The 23,319-nt window shown below is 69.1% G+C and carries 14 protein-coding genes; 6 read left to right on the top strand and 8 right to left on the bottom strand.

Annotation, left to right across the window (positions count from 1 at the left end):
* Positions 1-2 precede the first annotated feature (2 nt).
* Positions 3-1,214 (bottom strand): ROK family transcriptional regulator, encoded by a 1,212-nt coding sequence (locus G5B46_RS15760; protein ID WP_165260158.1) that lies wholly within the window; start codon positions 1,212-1,214, stop codon positions 3-5.
* A gap of 156 nt (positions 1,215-1,370) precedes the next feature.
* Between G5B46_RS15760 and G5B46_RS15765 the strand changes: the two genes are divergently transcribed.
* Positions 1,371-2,357: a cellulase family glycosylhydrolase gene (locus G5B46_RS15765; RefSeq protein ID WP_165260160.1), complete on the top strand. Its 987-nt coding sequence runs from the start codon at positions 1,371-1,373 to the stop codon at positions 2,355-2,357.
* On the opposite strand, the gene G5B46_RS15770 is transcribed toward G5B46_RS15765, so the two are convergent.
* Entirely contained in the window at positions 2,354-3,373 is a 1,020-nt protein-coding gene (locus G5B46_RS15770; protein WP_165260162.1) for a cupin-like domain-containing protein, read from the bottom strand. The genes G5B46_RS15765 and G5B46_RS15770 overlap by 4 nt on opposite strands.
* Before the next feature lie 322 nt (positions 3,374-3,695).
* Here G5B46_RS15770 and G5B46_RS15775 point away from each other — a divergent pair, with 322 nt between their 5' ends.
* The 5 genes from G5B46_RS15775 to G5B46_RS15795 all read left to right on the top strand — a co-directional run bounded on the left by G5B46_RS15775 (position 3,696) and on the right by G5B46_RS15795 (position 13,484).
* Positions 3,696-7,064, top strand: coding sequence for a TonB-dependent receptor (locus G5B46_RS15775; RefSeq protein WP_165260164.1), 3,369 nt, complete (start codon positions 3,696-3,698; stop codon positions 7,062-7,064).
* Positions 7,065-7,158: 94 nt separating this feature from the next.
* Complete coding sequence (locus G5B46_RS15780) at positions 7,159-8,691, top strand: tryptophan halogenase family protein (protein ID WP_165260166.1); 1,533 nt, start codon at positions 7,159-7,161, stop codon at positions 8,689-8,691.
* The gene (locus G5B46_RS15785) at positions 8,688-10,196 is read left to right on the top strand and encodes a tryptophan 7-halogenase (protein ID WP_165260168.1); all 1,509 of its coding nucleotides are present in this window, start codon (positions 8,688-8,690) and stop codon (positions 10,194-10,196) included. The genes G5B46_RS15780 and G5B46_RS15785 overlap by 4 nt, the downstream gene beginning before the upstream one ends.
* Positions 10,193-11,722: a tryptophan halogenase family protein gene (locus tag G5B46_RS15790; RefSeq protein WP_165260170.1), complete on the top strand. Its 1,530-nt coding sequence runs from the start codon at positions 10,193-10,195 to the stop codon at positions 11,720-11,722. Before G5B46_RS15785 ends, G5B46_RS15790 begins: the two co-directional genes overlap by 4 nt.
* 112 nt (positions 11,723-11,834) lie before the next feature.
* Complete coding sequence (locus G5B46_RS15795; RefSeq protein WP_165260172.1) at positions 11,835-13,484, top strand: DUF5597 domain-containing protein; 1,650 nt, start codon at positions 11,835-11,837, stop codon at positions 13,482-13,484.
* 41 nt (positions 13,485-13,525) lie between these two features.
* On the opposite strand, the gene G5B46_RS15800 is transcribed toward G5B46_RS15795, so the two are convergent.
* The 6 genes from G5B46_RS15800 to G5B46_RS15825 all read right to left on the bottom strand — a co-directional run bounded on the left by G5B46_RS15800 (position 13,526) and on the right by G5B46_RS15825 (position 23,124).
* Complete coding sequence (locus G5B46_RS15800) at positions 13,526-15,970, bottom strand: TonB-dependent receptor (protein ID WP_165260174.1); 2,445 nt, start codon at positions 15,968-15,970, stop codon at positions 13,526-13,528.
* A gap of 133 nt (positions 15,971-16,103) precedes the next feature.
* On the bottom strand, positions 16,104-16,580 hold the full coding sequence (locus G5B46_RS15805; RefSeq protein WP_165260176.1) for a RidA family protein: 477 nt from the start codon (positions 16,578-16,580) through the stop codon (positions 16,104-16,106).
* Positions 16,577-18,163: an FAD-dependent oxidoreductase gene (locus G5B46_RS15810; RefSeq protein ID WP_240903519.1), complete on the bottom strand. Its 1,587-nt coding sequence runs from the start codon at positions 18,161-18,163 to the stop codon at positions 16,577-16,579. Before G5B46_RS15810 ends, G5B46_RS15805 begins: the two co-directional genes overlap by 4 nt.
* A gap of 347 nt (positions 18,164-18,510) precedes the next feature.
* Entirely contained in the window at positions 18,511-21,567 is a 3,057-nt protein-coding gene (locus G5B46_RS15815) for a TonB-dependent receptor (RefSeq protein ID WP_165260178.1), read from the bottom strand.
* Positions 21,564-22,526, bottom strand: a complete 963-nt coding sequence (locus tag G5B46_RS15820; protein ID WP_165260180.1) for a FecR domain-containing protein — start codon at positions 22,524-22,526, stop codon at positions 21,564-21,566. Before G5B46_RS15820 ends, G5B46_RS15815 begins: the two co-directional genes overlap by 4 nt.
* Positions 22,504-23,124 (bottom strand): RNA polymerase sigma factor, encoded by a 621-nt coding sequence (locus G5B46_RS15825; protein WP_165260182.1) that lies wholly within the window; start codon positions 23,122-23,124, stop codon positions 22,504-22,506. Before G5B46_RS15825 ends, G5B46_RS15820 begins: the two co-directional genes overlap by 23 nt.
* Positions 23,125-23,319: the final 195 nt, after the last annotated feature.

A 23,319-nucleotide genomic window follows, 5' to 3' on the forward strand; every position in this document is an offset into this window, starting at 1 on the left:
TCTCAGGTCTTCTGCAGGGCCGCGCGCGAGGGCAACAGGCGTTCGATGATCGGCAGGATGGCCGCGCCCATGGCCGGCGCGTCGGCGGCGAGGGCCGCGCGCTGCACCGGGGCGAGGGCGGGCACGCCGGGAATGGCGGCCAGCTTGGTCTCCAGCGCGGCGGCCAGGCGGTCGACCAGGCTCTCGGGCAGGCGGCCGCCGATATAGACCGCCTGCGGATTGATCAGGCAGCTGACGGCCACCATCGGTCTGGCCAGCAGGTCGGCGGCCAGATCGATCCAGGCCTCGACGGCGTCCAGGCCCTTGGGCGAGAGGGTCTCCAGGTCGCCCGGAGCGGCGATCGAGAAGCCGTTGTTCTCGAGGAACTGGGCGAGCGCCGACAGCGACACCGCCTCCTGCAGGGTGGCCACGTCGATGCGCGGCGAGCTCACCGGCAGGAAGCCGAGCTCGCCGCTGCGACCCTGGGCGCCGCGGAAGTATTCGCCCTCGACCACCAGTCCGCCGCCCAGGCCCGAGGTGACCAGCACGTAGAAGAAGCTGGGCGCGTTCATGCCGTGGCCGAAATGCAGTTCGCCCAGCGCGGCGGCGGCGGCGTCGTTCTCGACGGTCACCGGCAGGTCGTGGCGGCGCGACAGCAGCTCGCGCACGTCGGTGGTGTTCCAGGCCCCGTACTCGGCGGGCCGATGGGGCAGGTCGACGCGGGCCATGTCGTCGGGCATGGCCACGCCCACGCCGATGATCCGCTCGGCCTCGACGCCCTTGGTCTTGAGGAAGCTCTTCCAGTTGGTCTCGAAGAACTCGGCCACCGCGTCGGGGCCGGCGAAGGCGACCTCCCAGGTCGAACGCGCCCGCACCTGGCCGGCGAAGTCCAGCAGCAGGATGGTGACGTGGTCGCGGTCGATGTTGAGGCCGATCGAGAAGCAGCCGTCGGGATTGACCGCCAGCGTCATGGCCGGCTGGCCGCGGCCGCCGTGCAGCTTGCCCGCCTCGACGATCAGGCCGTCGTCCAGCAGGCGCTTGGTGATGTTGGTGATGGCCGGCACGGTCAGGCCGGTCAGGGCGGCGATTTCGGGCTTGGTCTTGGCGCCGCCGATGCGGATCGACTGCAGGGTGACTCGCTGGTTGTAGTCGCCGGCTCGCTCCAGATTCGTGCCGGACAGGCTCGGACCGGCTTGCGAGGTCTTGCGGGCGGGGCTTTTGGGCGACTGGCTCATCTGTGCTCTGGCTTAGCACCTGCGGCGTGGCCCGCGAAAGGTCGGTGTCGGCGACCGACAGGCCTGCGGGGTGAAATAAAGAAACTTGCTTTCCTTTATGTCTTGCGCCGACTCCGCGCCGTTGTCACCGTCCGGCGCTCGCAAGGGGAGGCAGCGATGGGGCGCGCCGTTCGAACATTGGCAGCGAGCCTCGGACTTGCATCGGCTCTGCTCGCCTCGCCCGCCCTGGCCGGCTTTTCGGTGCGCGACGGCCGCCTGATCGACGCCTGCGGCGAGCCCTTCGTCGCTCGCGGGGTGAATATTCCGCACGCCTGGAAGCCGGGGGCCACCGGAAGATCCATCCGCGAGACGGCGGCGCTTGGCTCGAACACCGTGCGCGTGGTGCTCAGCGACGGGACGCGCTGGCGGCGCACCTCGCCGGCCGCCGTCCGCAGGATTCTCGCCCAGGCCCGTCGCGCCAGGCAGGTCGTGATCCTCGAGGTGCACGACACCACAGGCTACGGCCTGGAGCCGAAAGCTGCGCACATCGGCGCGGCGCTGGCCTACTGGGCCAGGCTTGAGCCCGTTCTGCGCGGTCGGGAGGACTTCGTCCTCGTCAACATCGGCAACGAGCCGACCGCCGGCACGACGACGCCGGAGCAATGGTTCGAGGCGCACCGCACGGCCATCGTCGCCCTGCGCGCGCTGGGGCTGCGCCACACCCTGGTGATCGACGCCCACGACTACGGCCAGGATCGTTCGGGGACCATGCGCGACCGGGCGGCCGAGCTGTTCGCGGCCGATCCGCAGCGCAACCTGGTCTTCGACGTCCACATGTACGAAGCCTATGGCCAGGCGCGGGACGTCGAACGCTATCTGCAAGCCTTCGCGACGGCGCGCCTGCCGCTGATCGTCGGCGAGTTCGGTCCCGACCATCGCGGCGAGCCGGTCGACGAAGACGCGATCTTCCGTCTCTCAACTGCGCTCGGCGTTGGCTATTTGGCCTGGTCGTGGTCGGGCAACGCGCCCGAGGTCGCCGACCTGGACCTGGTCGAGGGCTTCGACGGCCGGCGCCTGACCCCGTGGGGCGAGCGCTTCTTCAACGGAGCCGGCGGCGTGCGCGAGACGGCCCGGCGCTCGCGCGTGTTCGCGGGCTGCCGCTAGCTGCGCTTGGCGGCGGCGGACTCGGCCAGCACGCGCGACAGGATGGTCAGCAGTTCACGGGCCGCGCCTTCGTCCAGGTCGCCCAGTATGCCGCGCGCCTGAGGCGGCAGGTGCTCGTTGGCGTCGCCTTCGGTGCGGAAGACGTAGTGGTCGAACATCGCCTTCCAGGCCTGGCGATGGGCGGCGGGCAGGGCGCGCAGGGTCAGCATGGCGTGCATGAAGGCGTCGCGGGCCAGGCCACGCCCCTGGTTCGACGGGTTCCACCAGTAGTTCACCAGCATGTTGACCGTTTCCAGCGAACGGACGTGGTGCCACCACAGATAGGGCACGTAGATCGCGTCGCCGGGTTCCAGTTCGGTCGTCTGGGCCGCTTCCAGCGCCTGGGCGAAGCGCGGGAAGCGCTCCAGGTCGGGCTCTTCGAACGACACCAGGCTGATCGTCGCCCCGGCCGGCGTGCGCTCGAACGGCCCCATGTAGAGGTTCTCCACCTGGTCGGGCGGGAACAGGGTGAAGCGCCGGCGGCCGGCGACCACGCAGGCGATGTTCTCGAATGGGTCGTGGTGAGCCGCCACGATCACCCGGTTGCCGATCCAGGCCCGGGGCTCGATCGTCGGATCCAGCAGGGGCATGGGATTGTCTTCGGCGAAGCCGGGCAGGGCGTTCCAGGTGGGCACGGACTGGGCGGCCAGCGCCGTCTGCTCGGCGTCGCCGGCGTGCTGTGCGAGGAAGTCGAAGGTCTTCTGCAGTCGGGCCCGGCCGCCGCGGAAGTTCATGCCGGCAAGGTCGTCGCCGTAGAAGAACCGCCCGCCCGCCTCGGCCGGTGCGAAGACGGTCGCCACCGACTGGCCGGCGTCGAAGCGCGACAGGTACTCGAACAGGGCCGCGTGTCCGGTTCGACCGGCTTCCACCACCGGCCAGTGCGAGACGAGGCCCCGGATCACGACCGGTTCGGAGGCGGCCGTCAGCGCGGCGAGCGCCTCGGGCGAAGTCGCCGTGGATTCGCGGATTTCCTTCAACGGACAGGCTCCCCCCGAAAGGTCGTCACCCTTCGAACGGGGCGTACTGAAGGGTGATTGTGTCCGCCAGGCAACAGCGGTTGGCAAGGCTCAAGGATTAAACAAAATAATTTTATAAAATGCTGGCGTACCGGTGTTTGCTACGGCTATGAAACATCAAGCGCCCGCGTCGAGACGGGCGCGACGGGAGGAGGCGCGACGCCGGACATCGTCCGGCCAAGGCTTCCCACGCAATCGGCGGCACGACCGCTCATCTCCGGCGTCCGCGCCGGACACTTGAAGGGGCTGCGTGAGCAAGCGCGGCCTTGGGAGGGGACGACCTATGAGAATCACGCGAATCCGCATGGCCGGATGGATGGGCTGCGCTTCGGTCGCAGCCTTGCTGAGCGCCGCGCCGGCCCTGGCGCAGGAGACGGTTTCGACCGCGCCGGCCGCCTCGCAGGCTTCACCGTCGGACGTGATCGCCGACAACGAGGTCGACACCGTGATCGTCACCGGCCAGCGCGCGGCGCTGAAGTCGGCTCAGCAGATCAAGCGCAGCGCCGACACCATCGTCGACTCCATCACCGCCAGCGACATCGGTTCGTTCCCCGACAAATCGGTCGCCGAGGCCCTGCAGCGGGTGCCGGGCGTCACCGTCAACCGCTACGCCTCGACCAGCGACACCACCCACTTCTCGGCCGAGCCCTCGGGCGTCATCGTCCGCGGCCTGTCGCAGGTCCGCTCGGAGTTCAACGGCCGCGACACCTTCAGCGCCAACTCCTCGCGCGGCCTGTCGTGGGGCGACGTCTCGCCCGAACTGATGGGCGGGGTCGACACCTACAAGAACCAGACCGCCGAACTGATCGAGGGCGGCATCGCCGGCACCGTCGATCTGAAGACGCGCCTGCCGTTCGACAGCGCTGGCAGGGTGATCGGCATCACCACTTCGCTGAACTACGGCAACCTGTCCGAACAGGTGACGCCGGAGGTCTCGGCCATCTACGCCAATCGCTGGGACAGCGAGATCGGCGAGTTCGGCCTGATGGTGAACGGCGCCCATTCGGAGCTGAACACGATCTCGGAAAGCTCGCAGTTCGGCCGCATGGGCATCTTCAAGGATGTCACCATGTTCGGCGGGGGCACCAAGTACATCCCGGCCTGGTATCGGCTGGCGCATACCGAGTTCGACCGCACCCGCAACGGCGTCGCCGCCGCCGGCCAGTGGCGCGACAACGACCAGAAGTTCCTGGCTACGGTGCAGTTCAACAAGTCGAGCTACGAGAACATCTGGCACGAGCGCTCGGTGCAGGGCAGCGCCTTCAGCCTCTATAACCGCGGTCCGCACTTCGAGGTCACCAACGCCGACGCGAGCACCTACGTGCTGCCGGCGCCCGGCACGACCTTCAAGTTCGACGACGAGGGCAACTTCGAGAGCGGCATCATGACCTCGCCGCTCGGCTGGGTCGGCAACACCACCTCGGCCAGCAACGACTGGGCCGGTTACCTGATCGGTCAGACCTCGACGGGCCAGCCGGTCATCGAGCCTTGCTATGGCTGGACCGGCCGGACCGACTGCGCGCCCGAGCAGCGCGGCGGCGAACTGTCCGCCACCACGCGCTACAACTACAACAAGCAGACCACCCAGGACCTGGGCTTCAATCTGAAGTGGGATCCGACCGACCGCCTGCGTTTCAACTTCGACGTCCAGAAGGTGAAGGCCAAGCTGTCCAACTACGACGCCGACGTCGGCCTGGTTTCCTACGCCAATCTCAACATCGACGCGACGGGCGACCATCCGGTCATGACGGTGCTGCCGGGCACCAACATCAACTACGCCCCGGGCGGCCTGGCCAACCCCAACGCCTGGCGCTTCAACAACGTCAACAACCACCTCGAACGCAGCGAGGGCGACCAGTTCGCCGCGCGGATCGACGTGCAGTACGACCTGGGCGACGGCTGGCTGGACTCGCTGAAGGTGGGTGCGCGCCACGCCGACCGCGAACAGACGGTCCGCTGGAGCGTCTATAACTGGGGCGGCATCGCCAACGCCTGGGGCTGCGACCAGGGCGGCGGCGGCGTCAACAGCACCGACTACCTCTGGTACAATGTCGACCGCACCGCGCCGGCTTCCAACGTCAACGGCGACTGCGCCACCGGCAACGCCACCACCACCTTCAGCGGCTGGGATCGCAACCTGCCGGACGTGCGCTCGTTCAACGACATCTTCAGCGGCGACGTGCTGAAGTCCGGCATGCTGACCTTCGCCAGCATGGACTTCGTCAAGGACCTGGAGAAGTTCCAGAAGGCTTTCGGCTACTCCAACACCGGCGTCGGCTCTTCGCGCTGGGAGGCGGTCTGCTATCGCGCCGGCGAGACCAACTGCTTCCTGCCGCAGGAAATCACCGACGTCTCGGAGAAGACCAACGCGGCCTACTTCATGCTGAAGTTCGGCGGGCGCGATCACAGGATCGGTGGCTTCGGGATCAGCGGCAACATCGGCCTGCGCTATGTCGAGACGCAGAATGAAAGCAGCGGCTCGCTGGTCCATGCCGACTTCGGCAAGAACGACGTGCGGGTCTGCCAGCCGCGCGGGCGTCCGATGGGACCCGACGGTCTGCCGATCACCGGCGCCTACGTGCCCCAGAGCCTGTGGTGCTACCTCTCGGCGGAAGACAAGGCGTTCACCGACGGCCTGGCCTCGGCCAGCACCGTTCGCCAGAAGCACCACAACGTCCTGCCGAGCTTCAATCTGAAGATCGACCTCAATGACGAGTGGCAGCTGCGCCTGGCGGCGTCGCGCGCCATGTCGCGTCCCGATATCGGCTACCTGAAGAACTATGTTCAGGTGAACATGGCCGGGCCCGACATGAACAACGTCAATGACCCGCTGTGGGTCAAGGACAGCGCGGGCAACATCACCGGGGCCAACCTCCGCTACACGGCGGAGTCCTACAATCCGTACCTGAAGCCGATGACGGCCGACCAGATCGACATCAGTCTCGAGCACTACTTCGCCGAGGTCGGCTCGTTCTCGCTGGCGGTCTTCTACAAGAAGTTCAACGACTACATTCAGTACGGCGGCTTCAACCAGGACGTCACGGTCAACGGCGTCACCCGCACAGTGTTCACCCGTGGTCCGGTGAACGGCGACGGCGCGAAGATCCGTGGCGCCGAAGCGGCCTACCAGCGCTACTTCGACTTCCTGCCCGCACCGTTCGACGGCCTCGGGATCCAGGCCAACTTCACCTATGTCGAGAACAAGGGGATCACGAACAGCAACCTAAGCAACGCTTCGGGCGGCGGCGGCTCCAACACCAGCGGCGGCGGCCTCAGCCAGGCCGACGGGGCGGTGCAGGTCGACTCGCTCGAAGGCCTCTCGAAGTACGCCTACAACCTCGTGGGCATGTACGAGAAAGGCCGCTGGGCGGTGCGGGCGGCCTACAACTGGCGTTCGAAGTACCTGCTGACCGCCATGGACTGCTGTCTGGCCTTCCCGATTTGGCAGGACGACGCAGGCTATCTCGACGCTTCGGTCCGCTATCGGGCGAGCGACAACCTCGAGATCAGCCTGCAAGGCAGCAACCTGCTGAACACCGAGTCCGTGCTCAAGCAGCAGGTCACTGACGCGTCGGCCGGCGGCCTCCTGAAGGACAACGCCTGGAACCGAACGGACAAGCGTTACCTGTTGACGTTCCGCTTCAAGTACTGATCGATCCCAGAAGGGGCGGGCCGCTGGTCCGCCCCTTCGTCACAAGAAGACGGGCCCGCTCGATCGGCGCTCGAAAATGGGTGGGAACGGCGGCATGGAAACAAGCGCGCCCCTGGATATCGTCATCGTCGGCGGGGGAACGGCCGGCTGGATGGTCGGGACGGCGCTGGTCAGCGGCCTGCGTCCTCACCAGGCCCGGGTCAGGCTGGTCGAGTCCGACGAGATCGCCACCGTCGGCGTGGGCGAGGCCACCATCCCGGCCATGCGCGACTACAACCGCTTCGTCGGCATCGACGAAGTCGAGATGATGCGCGAGACGAACGGCACGTTCAAACTTGGCATCGAGTTCCTCGACTGGGGCTTCAAGGGCTCGTCCTATCACCATCCGTTCGGGGTGCACGGCGCGGCCATCGGCGGCGCCGGCTTCCACCATCACTGGAACCGGGCGCGCCTTGCGGGTCACGACGTCGATATCGAGCAGTTCTCGTACGCCATCGCCGCGGCGCGGGCCGACCGCTTCGAGTTTCCCAATCCCGATCCCGACAAGATCGATTCCACCTACAGCTACGCCTATCACTTCGACGCCAGCCTCTACGCCAAGTACCTGCGCAAGGTGGCGGTCGGGCGGGGGCTGAAGCGCACCGAGGGCAAGGTGGTCGAGGTCACGCGCGATCCGCTTTCGGGCGATGTCGCCTCGATCACCCTGGCCTCGGGCGAGGTGATCAAGGGCGACTTCTTCGTCGACTGCACGGGGTTCCGCGGCCTGCTGATCGGCCAGACGCTGAACAGCCCCTTCGAGGACTGGACCGACTGGCTGCCCTGCGACCGGGCCTGGGCCGTGCCCTGCGCTCGCGCTGGCCGCTTCACGCCCTTCACGCGCTCGACTGCGCGAGAGGCCGGCTGGCAATGGCGCATTCCGCTGCAGCACCGCACCGGCAACGGCTACGTCTATTCCAGCCGCTACATCAGCGACGACGAGGCGGCCGCCACCCTGATGGCCAACCTGGACGGCGAGGCCTTGGACGAGCCTCGCCAGATCCGCTTCAAGGCCGGTCGCCGCACGGCGTCGTGGACGGGCAACGTCATGGCCGCGGGCCTGGCGAGCGGCTTTCTGGAGCCCCTGGAGTCGACCAGCATCTACCTGATCCAGATCGCGGTGATGAACCTGCTCAAGCTGTTTCCGGGCAAGCGGATCGAGCCGGCTCTCGTCGACGACTTCAACCGTCGGGTCGACATGGAGTACGACCGGGTGCGCGATTTCCTGATCCTGCACTATCACGCCAACACCCGCACCGACGGCGAGCTGTGGAAGCACTGTCGCGAGATGCAGATCCCCGAGAGCCTGCAGCACAAGCTGGAGCTGTTCAGGCATCGCGGCGTGGCGCCGAACTATCACGACGGCCTGTTCGCGCTGCCCAGCTGGATCTCGGTGCTGCTGGGGCAGGGGGTCCTGCCCGGCGGCTATGACCGGATGGTCGACAACGTGCCGCTGCCCCAGGCGCTGGCCGAGATGGAGCGCCAGCGCTCGGCGATCGCGCGGCGGATCGGCTCGATGCCGACCCATGCCGACTTCATCGCCAGTCACTGCGCCATCACCGGGCGGGCGATCGCGGAGGCCTTGGCATGAGCCGACCGGTTCAAACCGTCGTGGCGGTCGGTTTCGGCGCGCCGCTGTGGCTGACGGTTCTGGCCCTGCGCAAGGCCTTCGGCGCGGGCGGGCTCGTGGTGCGGGCGGTCGAGACCGCGCCGCCGACGCCTGGCCTTTCGCACGCCGGCCTGCCGGCCATGGGCAACCTGCATCAACTGCTGGGCCTGTCCGAGGTGGAGCTGGCGAGGCGCTGCGGCGCGGTTCCTTCCCTGGGTCAGCGTTTCGCCGGCTTTTCCGGCGACGGCTCGGCCTTCCTGCACCCCTACGACACCCATGGGCACTCGGTGGACTACGTCGACTTCGTCCATCACTGGGTGCTGGCGCGCCGCCGGGGCCTGAAGGCCGCGCTGGAGGACTTCTCCCTGGGGGCGGCCGCCGCCAAGCAGGGGCGCATCGTCGAGGGCGACGATCCGGCGCGGCTGTCCTCGCCAGGCGTAGGCCTGCATGTCGAGGCGACGGCCTATGCGGACCTGCTGCGCCAGCGCGCCCTGGCCGACGGCGTGTCTGTCCAGCAGGGCGCCATCGCGGACGTCGAGCGGTCGGGCGACCGCATCGACGCCTTGGTTCTGGACGGCGGGGTGCGGGTCGAAGGAGATCTCTTCCTCGACGTCGGCGACGGTTCGCTGATCGGGCAGATGCCCGGCGCGGCCTTCGAGTCCTGGAGCGCCTGGCTGCCGTTCGACCGCGTTCTGCCTTTGGCCGGACGGCGGTTGGGCGCCCTGCCGGCCTACGCCCATGTCGAGGCCGTGGATGGCGGCTGGATCGGGCTCTATCCGCTGCAGGATCGCACCGCGGGCCTGGCGGTCTACGACTCCCGCGCTACGGACGAGGCGGCCATGGTCCGCCAGGCGGAAGGCGTTTCGCCCCTGGATTGGCGGCAGGGCGAGGCCCTGGTCGTGAAGCCGGGAATGCAGACGCGCCCCTGGATCGGCAACTGCGTGGCGCTGGGGGCGGCCGCGATCGCGCTGGATCCTTCGGACGCCGCACCCATGCACGCCTTGCAAGCCGGACTGTCGCATCTGGTGACGCTGTTCCCGAGCGATATCGACGGTGGTCCCGAGGCGCGGGCCTACGGCGCGGCGATGGCGGCGCACGGCCGCGGCCTGCGCGACTTCCAGGCCATGCACTACTACCTCAACCGGCGGAGCGGCGCGCCTTGGGAGGCTGTGAGAAATTTAGAGCCGCCGGCGGACCTGGCCTACAAGCTGCGTCTGTTCAGCGCTCGCGGCGTCGTGCCGACCCGTGAGGACGAGGCCTTCCAGCCCGCCAACTGGGCGGCCTGCCTGATCGGCCATGGCGTCGTTCCGCAGGCCCACGATCCGCTGGCCGAGGGCGTCAGCGAAGGCGAGCAGATCCAGATCTTCCAGAAGATCCTTGGTCGCATCGCCGCCGATGTGGGCCGGATGCGTCCGCTGGAGGCCAAGCTCGCGTCGATGACGCAACGACCCGCCGCGCCGGCTCCGGCGCCCCTGCGGTTCACGTGAGCGAGACGATCCGCAACATCGTCGTCGTCGGGGGCGGCACGGCCGGCTGGATGACGGCCGCGGCGCTGTCCCAGACGGTCGGGACGCGTCGCTACTCGATCACCGTCGTTGAGTCCGAACAGATCGGAACCGTTGGGGTGGGCGAGGCGACCATCCCGATGATCCTGCTGTTCAACAAGGTGCTGGGCCTGGATGAGGACGTCTTCATCCGGGAGACCAACGCCACCTTCAAGCTGGGCATCGAGTTCGTCGACTGGCGGCGGCTGGGGCACAGCTATTTCCACCCGTTCGGCCTCTACGGCGCCGACATGGACGGCGTCGGCTTCCAGCATTTCTGGCTGCGCTGGGCGCGCGAGAGCGGCGACCGGGGCCACGACGGCTTCAACGCCGAGACCCTGGCGGCGGCGGACGGGCGGTTCATGCGGACGCCGCCGACGCCGAACCTGCCCAAGATCAACTACGCCTTCCAGTTCGACGCCGCGCTCTACGCGGCCTTCCTCAGGCGATACGCCGAGGCCAGAGGCGTCGTCCGCGTCGAGGGCAAGATCGCCGGCGTGGAGCGGAACGGCGAGAGCGGCCATGTCTCGCGGCTGGTGCTGGACGACGGCCGGTCCGTCTCTGGCGACTTCTTCGTCGACTGCTCGGGGTTTCGGGGCCTGCTCATCGAGGAGACGATGGGCGCGGGCTATGACGACTGGAGCCGCTGGCTGCCCTGCAACCGCGCCGCGGCCATGCCTTGCGAGCGCGCTGGCGAACTGACCCCCTATACGCGGGCCACGGCGCGCGAGGCCGGCTGGCAATGGCGGATCCCGCTGCAGCATCGCACCGGCAACGGCTACGTGTTCTGCGACGCCTTCATAAGCGAGGACGAAGCGGTGCGCCGGCTGGGCGAGCGGCTGGACGGCGCGGCGATGGCCGACGCCAAGGTCTTGAAGTTCACCGCCGGGCGCCGTCGCAAGAGCTGGATCGGCAACGTCCTGGCCATCGGGCTGTCGAGCGGTTTCCTGGAGCCGCTGGAGTCGACCAGCATCCACCTGATCCAGGCCGCCATCGCCAAGCTGCTGACGCTGTTCCCCAAGACCGGCTTCGACCCCTTCGTGGTCGACAAGTTCAATCGCGAGATGGCCCTGGAGTACGAGCAGGTCCGCGACTTCATCATCGCTCACTACAAGGTCGGCGAGCGTGACGACACGCCGTTCTGGCGCTGGTGCAGGGACATGGTTCCGCCCGACAGTCTGACCCAGCGGCTGGAGGTCTTCCGCACGCGCGGCGAGGTGCTGATCGACCAGAAGGAGCTCTTCAAGGAGACCAACTGGTTCGCCATCCTGGTGGGGCAGGGGCTGACGCCCGACGATTACCATGCGGTCGCTGACACCATCTCGTCGGACGAGCTGCGCCTGCGGATGGGCCGCATCCGGGCGGCGATCAACGAGCGCGTGGCCGGCATGCCGCCGCACGACCTCTATCTCGACAAGGCGGGCCTGCTCGGCGCCGCCGCCCTGGCCAGCAGGCGCGTACCGGCCTGATTGGTCCGACCATTTGTCGAATTGGTATGACTTCCAATTTGACAAATCGCCCGCGATCCCGCGAATGCTAGCGGTAACAAGCGCGCAGGCGTTGGGATCGGGAGGTTTTGCGATGAGAGGTTTCGGCGCCTGGCTCGGTGCGAGCGTCGCTACGGCCGCCCTGCTGGCGGCGAGCATCGCTGCGGCTGAGATCCCGCGTCTCGAAAAGCACGGAACCTCGGCCCGGCTGGTCGTCGACGGCAAGCCGATGCTGATCCTGGGCGGGGAGCTGGGCAATTCCAGCGCCTCTAGCCGCGCTTACATGGCCCGGCACTGGCCGCGCCTGAAGGCGATGAACCTCAACACCGTGTTGGCGCCGGTCTCCTGGGAGCTGATCGAACCGAAGGAGGGCGTCTACGACTTCTCCAGCGTCGACGACTTGTTGGCCGACGCCCGCGCCCAGGACATGAAGCTCGTCCTGCTGTGGTTCGGGGCCTGGAAGAACAGCATGTCGACCTACGTCCCGGCGTGGGTGAAGCGCGACCAGGCCCGCTTCCCGCGCGTGAGAGCGCAGGACGGTTCGTCGATCGAGATCCTGTCGGCTTTCTCGGAGAACACCCGCGCCGCCGACGCAAAAGCCTACGCCGCGCTGCTGGCGCACCTGAAGAAGGTCGACGGCGAGCGCAGCACCGTCCTGATGGTCCAGGTCGAGAACGAGATCGGCATGCTGCCCTCGGCCCGGGAGCATGGCGCCGCCGCCGACGCGGCCTATGGCGCCCAGGTTCCGACGGCCCTGATCCAGAAGCTGAAGACCGGCGGCGAGGCCATCGAGCCGGAGTTGCGGGATCTGTGGCGTCGCAACGGCGCTAAGGAGAAGGGCTCCTGGGCCGCCGTGTTCGGCGCCGACGAGGCCGGGCAGGAGGTGTTCACCGCCTGGTCCTACGCCCGCTACACCGAGGCGGTCACCGCCGCGGGCAAGGCGGTCTATCCGCTGCCGATGTACGTAAACGCGGCGCTGAACCGCACCGGCAAGAAGCCTGGCGAATATCCCAGCGGCGGGCCATTGCCGCACCTGCTGGACGTGTGGAAGGCCGGCACGCCGAGCCTGGATCTGCTGTCGCCCGACATCTACTTCCCGAATTTCAACGATCTGGCCGCGCGTTTCGTGCGGCCCGACAACGCGCTGTTCGTGCCCGAGGCCAACAACGCCAGCGCCCCCGAGACCCCGGCCAACGCGTTCTACGCCTTCGGCAAGCTGGACGCCCTGGGCTTCTCGCCCTTCGCCATCGAGAGCGTCAACGCCGAGGAGCACAAGGCCATCGCCGACGCCTACGGCGTGCTGCATCAGCTGACTCCGGCGCTGCTGGCCGCCCAGGGCAAGGCGACGATGGCCGGCTTCAAGCCCCGGGTGCTGGAAGACGGTACCGTGCAGGACGCGCCGGTCGCCCAGGTGATGGGCGACTATCGCTTCGAGGTCGGCTTCATCGATCCCTGGACGCCGAAGGCCGCGCAGAAGCCCGCCACCCATGGCGGGCTGATCATCCAGACCGGTCCTGAGGAGTACCTGATCGCCGGCCGTGGGATCGTCGTCACCTTCGCCGGGGCCGGCAAGGGGCCGGCGCTGGCCGGGATCGACAAGGCCGAGGAGGGGGTGTTCGGCGCGGACGGGCGTTGGGTCGCCGGCCGCCTGCTCAACGGCGATCAGACCCACCAGGGTCGGCACATCCGCCTGTCGCCCGACCAGTTCCAGATCCAGCGGGTGAAGTTCTATCGCTATCGCTGAACAGGGCGGGACCTCCGGATCGCTCCGAAGGTCCCGCGCCGTCAGAAGCCGTAGGTCACGCGGGCATAGTAATAGCCGCCGTTGATCCCGAACGGCGAGAAGCTGGGATACAGCGCCACGCCCGGATTGCCGGCCGCGATCGAGGCGGCCGTGCCCGCCGGGTTCAGGTTCTCGGGATAGATGTCGAACAGGTTGTTGGCCCCGATCGACGTTTTCACCGCGTCGGTGACCGCGTAGGTCAATTCCAGGTCGGTGATCAGGTGGGCCTTGATGCGGTCCTTGAAGTAGGTCCCGTTGACGTTGGTATAGGCCCAGGCGGGGCCATAGAGGGTGTTGGTCAGGCTCACCGTCCAGCGGTCCTTGGCGTAGACCCCCGTCAGGTTGGCCTTGTAGCGCGGCGAGGCGTGCTCGAGGAACGCGATCGCCGCCCGATCGTAGAGCACCGCGCTGCCCAGGCCCGAAGGCGGCGTGGCGATGCGGGTCACCTTGGTCTGGTTGACGTTGACGCCCAGGGTCCAGTCGATCTTCCCGAGGTCTCCGAGATCGGTCCAGGTGGTGGCCAGGATCTCGACGCCGCGCGTGCGGGTGTCCAGGCCGTTGGAGAACAGGTTGATGCCGGTGGTGCCGACGGTGGGGTCGAGCACATTGCCGTTGGCGGTGATGGCGTTGGTGATGGCCGCATTGACCACCGTCCCGCCGATCTTGCCGTAGAGGGCGCCGCTGCCGACGATGCGGTCCTCGATCTTGATCTGATAGGCGTCGATGGTCAGCGAGACCCGGGGCAGGGGCTCGGCCACGATCCCGAAGCTGAGGTTGGTCGACTTCTCGGGATCCAGCCCGTCCAGGCCCAGCAGCCTGGCGCCGGCCGAGCCCGGCGGCAACTGCACGAAGGCGGTGGTCGGCGAGACGTTGGTGGCCGAGTAATAGAGCTCGGCCAGGGTCGGGGCGCGGAAGCCGCTGCTGACCGTGCCGCGCACGGCGAAGGCCGGGGTGAAGTCATAGCGGCCCGTCAGCTTGGCGATGTCGGCCGAGCCGAAGTCGCTGAAGTCTTCATGGCGGACGGCGAAGTCCAGCTTCAGGTTCTCGATCGGCGCGGCGGCCAGGTCGGCATAGACCGCCCAGCTGTCGCGCTCGTGCTTGCCCGCGTCGGTCAGCGCGAAGCCGGGATAGGATTGCGAGCCGGACTTGTAGCGCGCGGCCGCGTCGCCGGCGCCGATCCGGTAGGTCTCGCTGCGTTGTTCGGCCCCGAGAGCCAGGGTGAGCGGCGAGGCCCAGCCCACCTCGAACTCGCGACTGACGTCGAGATTGTTGGTCCACTGGGTCGAGACGAAGTCGCCGGCGTGGAACTCGGTCGGGGTGGCGCCCGTGTCGGCATAGAGCTGCAGGTTGGCCGACTTGCGCACCCGCACCTCGTGGTCGTCGCGGCCGTAGGTGCTGGAGAGGTCGTAACGCCAGACGTCGAAGGCCTGGCCCTTGATCCCGCCGGTCAGGGCGTAGTCGGTCTCCAGCGTCTCCAGCATCGGGCTGAAGCCCTTCGGATAGATCGCCGGCAGGCGGTTGGGCAGGCGATAGTTCTCGTAGGCCGTGGCCTTCTTCACGCCGTAGGTGCCGAAACCGTAGACTTCGAACTGGTCGCTGGCCTTCCACCCGGCCGACACCGTGCCCGACGTCAGCTGGTAGCGCGCGTCGCCGGCGATGCGGTTCACGTACGGATAGCCGGGCAGGGCCGAGGGCCAGCCAGGATTGGCCGTGACCGCCGAGGCCGAGATCACCCGCGCGTCCGGGGCGCCGCGAAAGCTGAAGTCGTGGAAGCGGTTTTCCAGCGTGACGTTGACGTAAGCGCCCGGCGCGGGCGCGAACCCGGCGTTGGCCGACAGGCTGTAGGTCTCTCCGTCGCTTTCGTAGTAGGCGCCGCCGGTCGCCGAGGCGCTGCCGCCATGGTCGTCGTCCTTGAGGATGATGTTGATGACGCCGGCGATGGCGTCGGTGCCGTACTGGGCGGCCGCGCCGTCGGTCAGCACCTCGATGCGGGCGATCGACGCGGTCGGGATGAAGTTGAGGTCGGCCGCCGCCGAGCCCTGATAGGCCCCGGCCAGCACGGCGAGGTTGGCGGTGCCGTGGCGGCGCTTGCCGTTGATCAGAACCAGGGTCTGGTTGGCGCTGACCCCGCGCAGGCGCGCCGACAGGGTCAGGTTGGCCGCATCGCCGCCGAAGGCCTGGGCGGTGAACGAGGGCACGAGGTTGCTGATCGCCAGGCGCAGGTCGGTCTGGCCGGTGCGGGCCAGGGCCTCGTCGCCGATGACCTGCACGGGCGCGGCGCTGTCGACGGCGCGGACGCCACTCTGGCGGGTGCCGGTGACGATCACGGCCTCGACCGAGGCGACGTCCGGCGCGGCCGGTTCCGGCGCAGGATCGGCGACCGCGATCCCACCCCACAGGGCCGTGGTCAAGGCGAGCGCCGACGCGCCCAGAATTTGGGTTTTCATCCTATCCCCCGATGAAAGCTTCAGATTGTTGGGATGCGCGATCGGCCGGGGAAGCGGCCCCGTCGCGCGGCGGGTTCTTCGGCGTGACGGCCGACAGCGACCGTCACGCAGACTTGGAAAGTCGCGCGGCCCGTCAGCGGGTCTTGGCGGCGACGAATTCGATCTCGACCAGGGCGCCGGGCAGGACGAGGCCCGCCACCTTCACCGTGCTGCGCGCAGGCTTGTTGGGCTGGGCGGCCGTGCCGAAGGCCTCGGCCCAGGCCTTGTTGAGGCCCGCGAAGTCGATCTCGCCGTTCTTGGCCGGATCGCCGACCAGGAAGACGGTGGCCTTGACCACGTCGCCATGGCCAAGCCCCTCGGCCTTCAGCGCGGCTTCCAGCCTGGACAGCACCGAGCGGGTCTGTTCCTCGGTCGTGCCGGGCCTGGTCTTGTCGGCGATCGCCGGCAGGGCCCCGCTGAGGAAGACGAGCTCGGTTCCGGCCGGCACGGCGACCGAAGGGGTGATGGCGATCGCGCCCGACGACGGCGCGCGGCGGATCTCGGCGGCGTTTGCCGAGCTCGCCGCGAAGGCGGCGGTCAGAACAAGGGCGAAGGCGAGCTTGCGGATCATGGACGGGTCTCCGTTCGGGAAAGGGTGAGGCGATCGGCGCGGACGCGCTGGGCGATCAGGCCGACCGTGCGACGGGCGGCGGCGACGCCGCCCTCCTGCCAGCTGGGCAGTTGCGAGAGGTGGGCGCCGGACAGGAAGATCCGGCCCTGGGGCTGGTTCAGCAGGCGATAGGCGGCCGGGTCGTTGCCGTCGGCCTCCCAGTGGATCCACGGGCCGAGAGTGAAGGCCTGGCGGTTCCAGTCGATCACCAGCGGCGCGGCGAGCTCGCGACCCTTGCCAGGGTGAAGTTTGTCGATCGCCGCGCGGGTGACGGCGACTTGGTCATCGAAGCCTCGCGCCTGGAAGGCCCTTGCCGCTGCGCCGACCGTGTAGGCGCCGACCAGCAGGCCGCGCGGCTGGTGGAAGCCGCCGCTGGGGTACCAGACCAGGGTCGTCTCGCCGCCGACGAACGACAGGCCGCCATAGATCTGCTCGGCCTCCCAGAAACGGGGCGCGTCGAAGGCGACCTTGGTGGCGTTGTCATACTTGGCCTCGGCGACGGCGGCCTGGACTTCGCCCGGCAGGTCGTTGGCGATCCTGGCCAGGACCGGCAGCGGCACGGTGACGACGAGGTAGTCGGCGGTCAGCTTGCGCGCGGCGCCGTTCCTCCGATCACGGATGGCGACTTCGGCGACCTGCGAGGTCTGGCGAAAGCCCGTGACCTCGGCGCCCAGCAGCACAGGGCCCTTCAGCGCCTTGGCGAGCGCCTTGGGGATGGCGTCCATGCCGCCGGTCGGCTCCAGCATGGTGGCCTGCATGAGGATGTTCTCCTCGAACAGGGCGTAGGGCAGGGTCTCGTCGGACAGCAGCTCGCGCAGGGCTAGCGGCGGCCGGGCGACGCCCCGCTGGTCGGCCGCGCCGGGCGCGGTGACATAGCCGGACCGTTCGGAGCCCCTGTAGGCGCCGCCGGCGTCGAGGTCGCCATAGGTCTTCAGGAAGGCCAGCAGGCGCTCCCTGTCGGCGGCGGTCAGTTCCTGGTCCAGGCCGCCGCCGCGCGTTGCCTTGGCCAGCAGTTCGGACAGGCCGCCACGCAGGTCGTTGATCGCCTGGCGCTGCTGGATCGGCTTGCCGCCGAACGCCGCGTCGGACTGCAGGAGGCTGCTGCGGCTGGAATTGACCTCGACCTCCAGCGGCACGCCCAGGGCCTTGGCGTAGGACAGCACGCCCTGGTGATGGCTGGGCAGGCGGGCGGGGCCGGCGTTGAAATAGAGGCCGGGCGAGAAGCCGGCCGTCTGGCCGGGGCGCTCCAGCGTCTCGACGCGGTCGCCGCCGCGGATGGTCCAGTTGCGGCCGCCGACGCGATCGCGGGCCTCGACCACGGTGACGGAAAACCCGGCGCGCTCCAGTTCGTAGGCGGCGACCAGGCCGGCGATCCCGGCGCCCAGCACGATGGCCGAGCGGCCCTTGCCGAAGTCGCGCGGCAGGTCCGGCGCGTCCTGCGCGAAGGCGGCGGATGTCAGGCCCAGGCCTTGGAGCGCGGCATGGCCGGCGGCGAAGCCTCCAAGAGCGAAGGCGCGAGTGATGAACGAGCGGCGGCTGACCAAGTTTGAGAACGCCCCGTACCAGAACCTCCCCAAGAAGCGGCCGCCGCCGAAGCGGCGGCCGGAAGTGAACGCGGGGAAGTCGCCAAAGAAGGAGAGCGGCGCATCGCGTCGCCTCCGAGTGGTATTCGGGTGCCGCCTCGGCCTCTGTGGGTATTCAGAAAAACTGCGTTCGCTTTAGGCTCATCTTCCAGTGCTGACGGAAGATTTGTTTGTGCATTGAATTTGATGGGTATTCAGTTCGTCTGCGAATGTGCGCCGATGGTCGGCGATCCTTATGAGTAATTCTGCAGCATTCTATGAGGCACTGGTCGTTGAGCGGCGGTCATCGGCGCCGATGAGCGCCGTGACTACATCGCCCAGCGCAGGCCCAGCCGGAACTCGCGCCCGGTGTGGTGGCGATAGGTCGGAATGAGCGTGCGGTCGCTGAACTGGCGCTGGTAGGCGTCGGTCAGGTTGGCGGCCTCGGCGGTCAGGGTCAGGCGCGGCGACAGCGTCAGGCGCGCGGCGGCGTCCAGGGTGGTGAGCGGGTCCACCCCGTCGACGTCGCCGCCGTTGGGGGCCGGGATGGTGGCGAGGTAGCGGCTGCGATGGCTGAGCGCGGCGCGCGCTTCCAGGCCGGGCCGTTGATAGGCGAGGCCGATATTGGCCGCCACGCGCGGCGCGCCTAGGGCGTCCTGCATGTCGACCCAGGCGCCAGCCTGGTCCAGCAGCCGCACCACCGTGCGGGTGTAGGCCGCTGCGCCCTGCACGCTCCAGGCCTCGCCGAGCGGTGCGCGGAACGAGACCTCCATGCCGGTCAACCGACCCGGGCCCGAATTGATCGGCCGCGAGAACTGCCAGATCGGCAGGCCGGGCGAGCAATCGGGCGCCGCGCCGCAGGCGGCGGCCGCGACGCTGTCGGGCAGTCCGAACGGATTGGCCGAAAAGGGCGCTGGGCGGGTGCTGGTGCCCTGCACCGTGGTGGCGATGGTCTTGCGGTAGATCGCCGCCGAAAGCTGCACGCCCGGACGCGGGCGCCAGTCCACCGACAGATCGAAGGCGTCGGCGCGCGTGGGTCGCAGGTCGGGATTGCCTGACGAGGCCGACTTGGCGCCGGTGGTCGATACGCTGACGCCGGGGCGCAGGCTGATCAGGTCGGGCCGCACCATCACTCTTGCCGCGCCGAACCTAATGACCACGTCGGACGAGGGGCTCCAGGCGAGGTTCAGCGACGGCAGGGTGGACCAGTAGTCGCTCGAGGCACGGGTCCAGCGCGCTGCCGCGTCCTGCCCGACATCGAGGCTGGCGGCGTCCAGCCGGGTGTGGATCACGCGCAGGCCCACCTCGCCCCAGAAGCTGCGGGAAGGCGAGCGGGGAAGGGCCAGTTGCAGGAAGCCCGCGTCGGAACGCTCGGTGACGTCGTAGTTCAAACCGGCGACCGGGCCTGGGCCGAGCGTGAAGTCCGTGCATCCGTCCCGCGCGCAAGCCGCCGCCAGCGCCGCGGTCGTGTCGATCGCCAGCCATCGCTCCGGCGCGCCGGCGACGCCGAAGTCGATCCCCTGGCCGACGAGGCGGACGTAGTCGGCCAACGGCAACGCCTGCAGGCCGGCGGGCAGTTGGGCGTTGATGTTGCCGATGCCGCCGTCGGACCGCATGCGCGCCGAGCCGACGTTGCGGTAGGTCTTGGCCAGCAGGCCCACGCGCCAGTCCAGCGGACCCGAGCGGTTCTCCAGGTCCAGCGCCAGCGACCGATAGCTGTTGTCGACCCAGTTGGGATCGGAGCGGAACTCGCTGATGGTCCAGGCGTCGGGTGAAGCGAGGGCTGCGTTGCCGAAGTTCAACGCGGGGCGATCCCTGTCCGAGAAGTCGTAGGCGAAGCCGTCGACGTCGAACTGTTCAAGATAGAGCGTCTGCTGGACCGGATTGCTGAAGTCCGAGCGGCTGAACCCAGCCAGCAGGCGGCCTTCCAGGCCGTCGCGGAACCGGTGGGTGGCCGCCAGGGTGGTCTGGCGGAAGATCGTGTTCAATTCGTCGCGGCGGGCCTCGGAGCGCACGTCGACATCGTCGAAACCGCCGGCGATCAGCACGGGCTTGCGGCCACCGAACAGGGCGATGTCCGCCTGCGTGACCTTGACGGCGTTGATGCCGCAGCGCGGATCCGGCGGCGTTCCGCAGACGCCGGGCGTGCGGAAGGTGAAGCTTTCCAGCAGGTTCTCGCGGCGGCTGGAGCGGAGCTCGGCGTAGATCGTGTCCAGGGCGATGCGGGTGGCTTCGTCCGGGCGCCATTCTAGGGATCCCGTCAGGCCCAGGCGATCCTGATTGATCTCCATCAGCTCCAGCCGGGGGATGCGAGCGTGCAGGGCGGCGTTGACGCTCGCCAGGTCGAGCGGCGCGGCGACCGAGCCGAAACCCGGGGCTACGGCGAGGCCGGTCTCCCATTGGCCGGCGCTGGCGCCCGCCTCGACCACCGAGCGGCCCGAATAGGCGGCCGAGACCAGCACGCCGAGCCTGCCGGCGGCGTCCCTGCGCGACAGCACCGCCGATACGCGCGGCTGGGCCTCGCGCGACAGGGTCTGGTAGCCGCCCTCGACGATCAGCACCGCATGGCGGTCGGGCAGTTCCAGAGGCGAGCGGGTGCGCATGTCGATCGTCGCGCCGAGCGAGCCTTCGTCGACGTCGGCCGAGGCGGTCTTCTGCAGGCGCACCTGCTTGAACAGGTCGGCGGCGAAGATGTTGTAGTCGAAGGCCCGCCCGCGATTGGTGCCGCCCACGGCGTTGCTGGCCCCGAAGGTGGCCAGGGTCTCCATGCCGTTGACCCGCACCCGCGTGAAGCGGCCGCCGACGCCCCGCACGGCGATCTGGCGCGCCTCGCCGGCTTCCGGGCCGGCCGTCACGCCCGGCATTTGCCGCAGGGCGTCGCCGAGGCCGAGCGCGCCGGCGCCGCGAAGCTGATCCTCCAGCAGCACGTCGACCTGGGCCGGCGCGTCGCGCGCCTGTTCCGCCGTGGGTTCGGCCAGAGGGCGAGCCAGCACGCTGATCGGCGTGACGAGGGTGGGCTCGTCGGGCTGCGGAGGCAGGAGGCGAACGGGCGAGGGTGGGGCGGTGGCGATCGCCTCGGTCCGGCGTCTGAGGGTCACGACGCCCGAGGCCGAGATCGAGAAGTCCAGGTCCGAGCCGGCCAGCAGGGTTCGCAGGGCCTGGCCGAGCGGCATCGATCCCGAAAGGCCCAGCGCGCGGCGGCCGGCCGTCATCGCCGCGGGGGCGGCGATCACTGCTCCGGTCCGGGCCGACACCGCCAGCAGCGCGGTGGCCAGCGGCTGGGCCGGCTGGTCGAAGGCGAAGCGCCGTTCGGGCGCGGCCGCCAGGGCCGGCGCGGTCGCCAGCCAGACGGCGGCCATGACCCCGATCGCGGGGACGACCTTCATCGCGGCCGAGACGGGCTTTCGGGGCGAACGTCGATGGTTCGCCGGCCGTCGGCGGTGCTGACGCTGACCGGCAGGATGTCGGGCAGGCTGGCGATGAAGCGGTCGGCTTGTTCGAGCTGGAAGCTGGCGGTGACGCGCAGCGCCGCCGCTCGCGGCGTGACCGCGAGGTCGCCGTGTCCCCTGGCGGCGAGGTCGGCGATCACGTCGCCCAGCGGGGCGTCGGCATAGGCCAGCCTCCCGGCGCGCCAGGCGGCGGCCTGGTTGGGCGCGGACAGTCGGCCCGTTTCGGCCTGGCCCTTCTCGACGATCACGTAGTCGCCCGCGCCCAGGCGCGCGACCTGTCGCCGGGCCTTGCCTTCGTAGACGGCGACGCGCCCTTCCTCGACCGCCACGCGGACCTGGCCGCTTGCGCTTTGCCGGGCGTCGAAGCGGGTGCCCAGCACCTCGACCTCGGCCTGGCCCACCGCGACCTGGAAACGCCGGCCGTCGGCCTTGCGCACGCTGAAGAAGGCCTCGCCGCGTTCCAGCACGTATCGGCGATCGTTCCAGCGCGACGGTTGGGCCAGGCGACTGCCGGGGGCCAGGACGGCCGTGCTGCCGTCCTCGAGGGCGACCTGTCGCGCCTGGACGCCGCTTTCCAGCGGAGCTGGCGGGCCGGCGACGAAGATCGCGGCGACCAGGCAGGCGGCCAGCGCTGTCACCCCGCCGATCCAGGCCGCCGTCCGCTTGGGGGCGAGGCGTCTGGCGGCTTCGGTCGGCCGCGCCATGAGGTTCAGCTCGCTCAGGGCCAGGACGACGGCCTCTGCTTCCCGGTAGGCGCGCTGGTGCGTCTCGTCGGCGTCCAGCCAGCGACGCAGCGCGGCCGAGCGCTCCGGCGGGAACGGCTCGCCGAACACCGCCAGGGCCCAGGCCCGGGCCTCCTGGCCGATCGGCGAGTCAGGATCGACGGTTGCGTTCACGCGACAGGCCCCTGTAGTCGGCTTTGTAGTCAATGGCGCCGCGCGCCAGGGCGCGCTGGCAGACGGCGGTGGTCTCGTCGATGGTCTTGCGCACCAGGGCTTCGGAGACGCCCTCGCGCCGCCCGATCTCGGCGAAGCTGAGGCCCTCGATGCGGCTGGCCGCCAGATAGCGGCGGTGCCGGTCAGGCAGACCGGCGACCACCTTCTCAAGTAGTTTCAGGTCGTCTCGCGCGATCAGGGCGCGCTCGACGTCGGGCGCATCGTCCGGCTCCAGGGCCTGGGTGGAGGCGTCCAGCAGACGCGCCGCGCGCTGGCGGCGACGGCGGCCATCGAGGGTCAGGTTGATGGCGACGCGGAACACGAAGGCGCGCGGGCTTTCCAGCGATCGGTCGGAAGGGCGCTCCCCCAGCTTGAGGAAGGCCTGCTGGGCGACATCCTCGGGGTCGGGCGGGCCCGCGCCGAACCGCGCGCGCAGAAAGGCGCACAGGTCGCCCCAGTCCTGGGCATAGGTGCGCCGATAGGCCGATCGGTCTTTCCACTGCTCGGCCCAATGCTCTGCATCGTCGCCGCGAGCCTCTGGCCGCTCCGCCCTCGACACGGGGTCTCCCCAAACATCCGGTCTCGCCGGTTGGCCGGACGATGCTGGCGAAAGTCCGCCCGATCAATGGACTGCGAAAAATTATGCGTCCTCGACACTTTTCTTGTGCGGATGGCTGCTTGCCGGACGTCGTTTAGTGTCGGGAAGAAAGGCGGATAAATTCTCCGCATTTATTTAAGTTACCGGTACCTTTTT

It is taken from the genome of Caulobacter sp. 602-2, assembly GCF_011043625.1.
In the GTDB taxonomy this organism is placed as follows: Bacteria; Pseudomonadota; Alphaproteobacteria; order Caulobacterales; family Caulobacteraceae; genus Caulobacter.

What these genes read in the sequence shown, in the direction of transcription:
- G5B46_RS15760 (WP_165260158.1), bottom strand. Translation starts at nt 1,214, where the DNA reads ATGAGCCAGTCGCCCAAAAGCCCCGCCCGCAAGACCTCGCAAGCCGGT.
- G5B46_RS15765 (WP_165260160.1), top strand. Translation starts at nt 1,371, where the DNA reads ATGGGGCGCGCCGTTCGAACATTGGCAGCGAGCCTCGGACTTGCATCG.
- G5B46_RS15775 (WP_165260164.1), top strand. Translation starts at nt 3,696, where the DNA reads ATGAGAATCACGCGAATCCGCATGGCCGGATGGATGGGCTGCGCTTCG.
- G5B46_RS15780 (WP_165260166.1), top strand. Translation starts at nt 7,159, where the DNA reads ATGGAAACAAGCGCGCCCCTGGATATCGTCATCGTCGGCGGGGGAACG.
- G5B46_RS15785 (WP_165260168.1), top strand. Translation starts at nt 8,688, where the DNA reads ATGAGCCGACCGGTTCAAACCGTCGTGGCGGTCGGTTTCGGCGCGCCG.
- G5B46_RS15795 (WP_165260172.1), top strand. Translation starts at nt 11,835, where the DNA reads ATGAGAGGTTTCGGCGCCTGGCTCGGTGCGAGCGTCGCTACGGCCGCC.
- G5B46_RS15800 (WP_165260174.1), bottom strand. Translation starts at nt 15,970, where the DNA reads ATGAAAACCCAAATTCTGGGCGCGTCGGCGCTCGCCTTGACCACGGCC.
- G5B46_RS15805 (WP_165260176.1), bottom strand. Translation starts at nt 16,580, where the DNA reads ATGATCCGCAAGCTCGCCTTCGCCCTTGTTCTGACCGCCGCCTTCGCG.
- G5B46_RS15815 (WP_165260178.1), bottom strand. Translation starts at nt 21,567, where the DNA reads ATGAAGGTCGTCCCCGCGATCGGGGTCATGGCCGCCGTCTGGCTGGCG.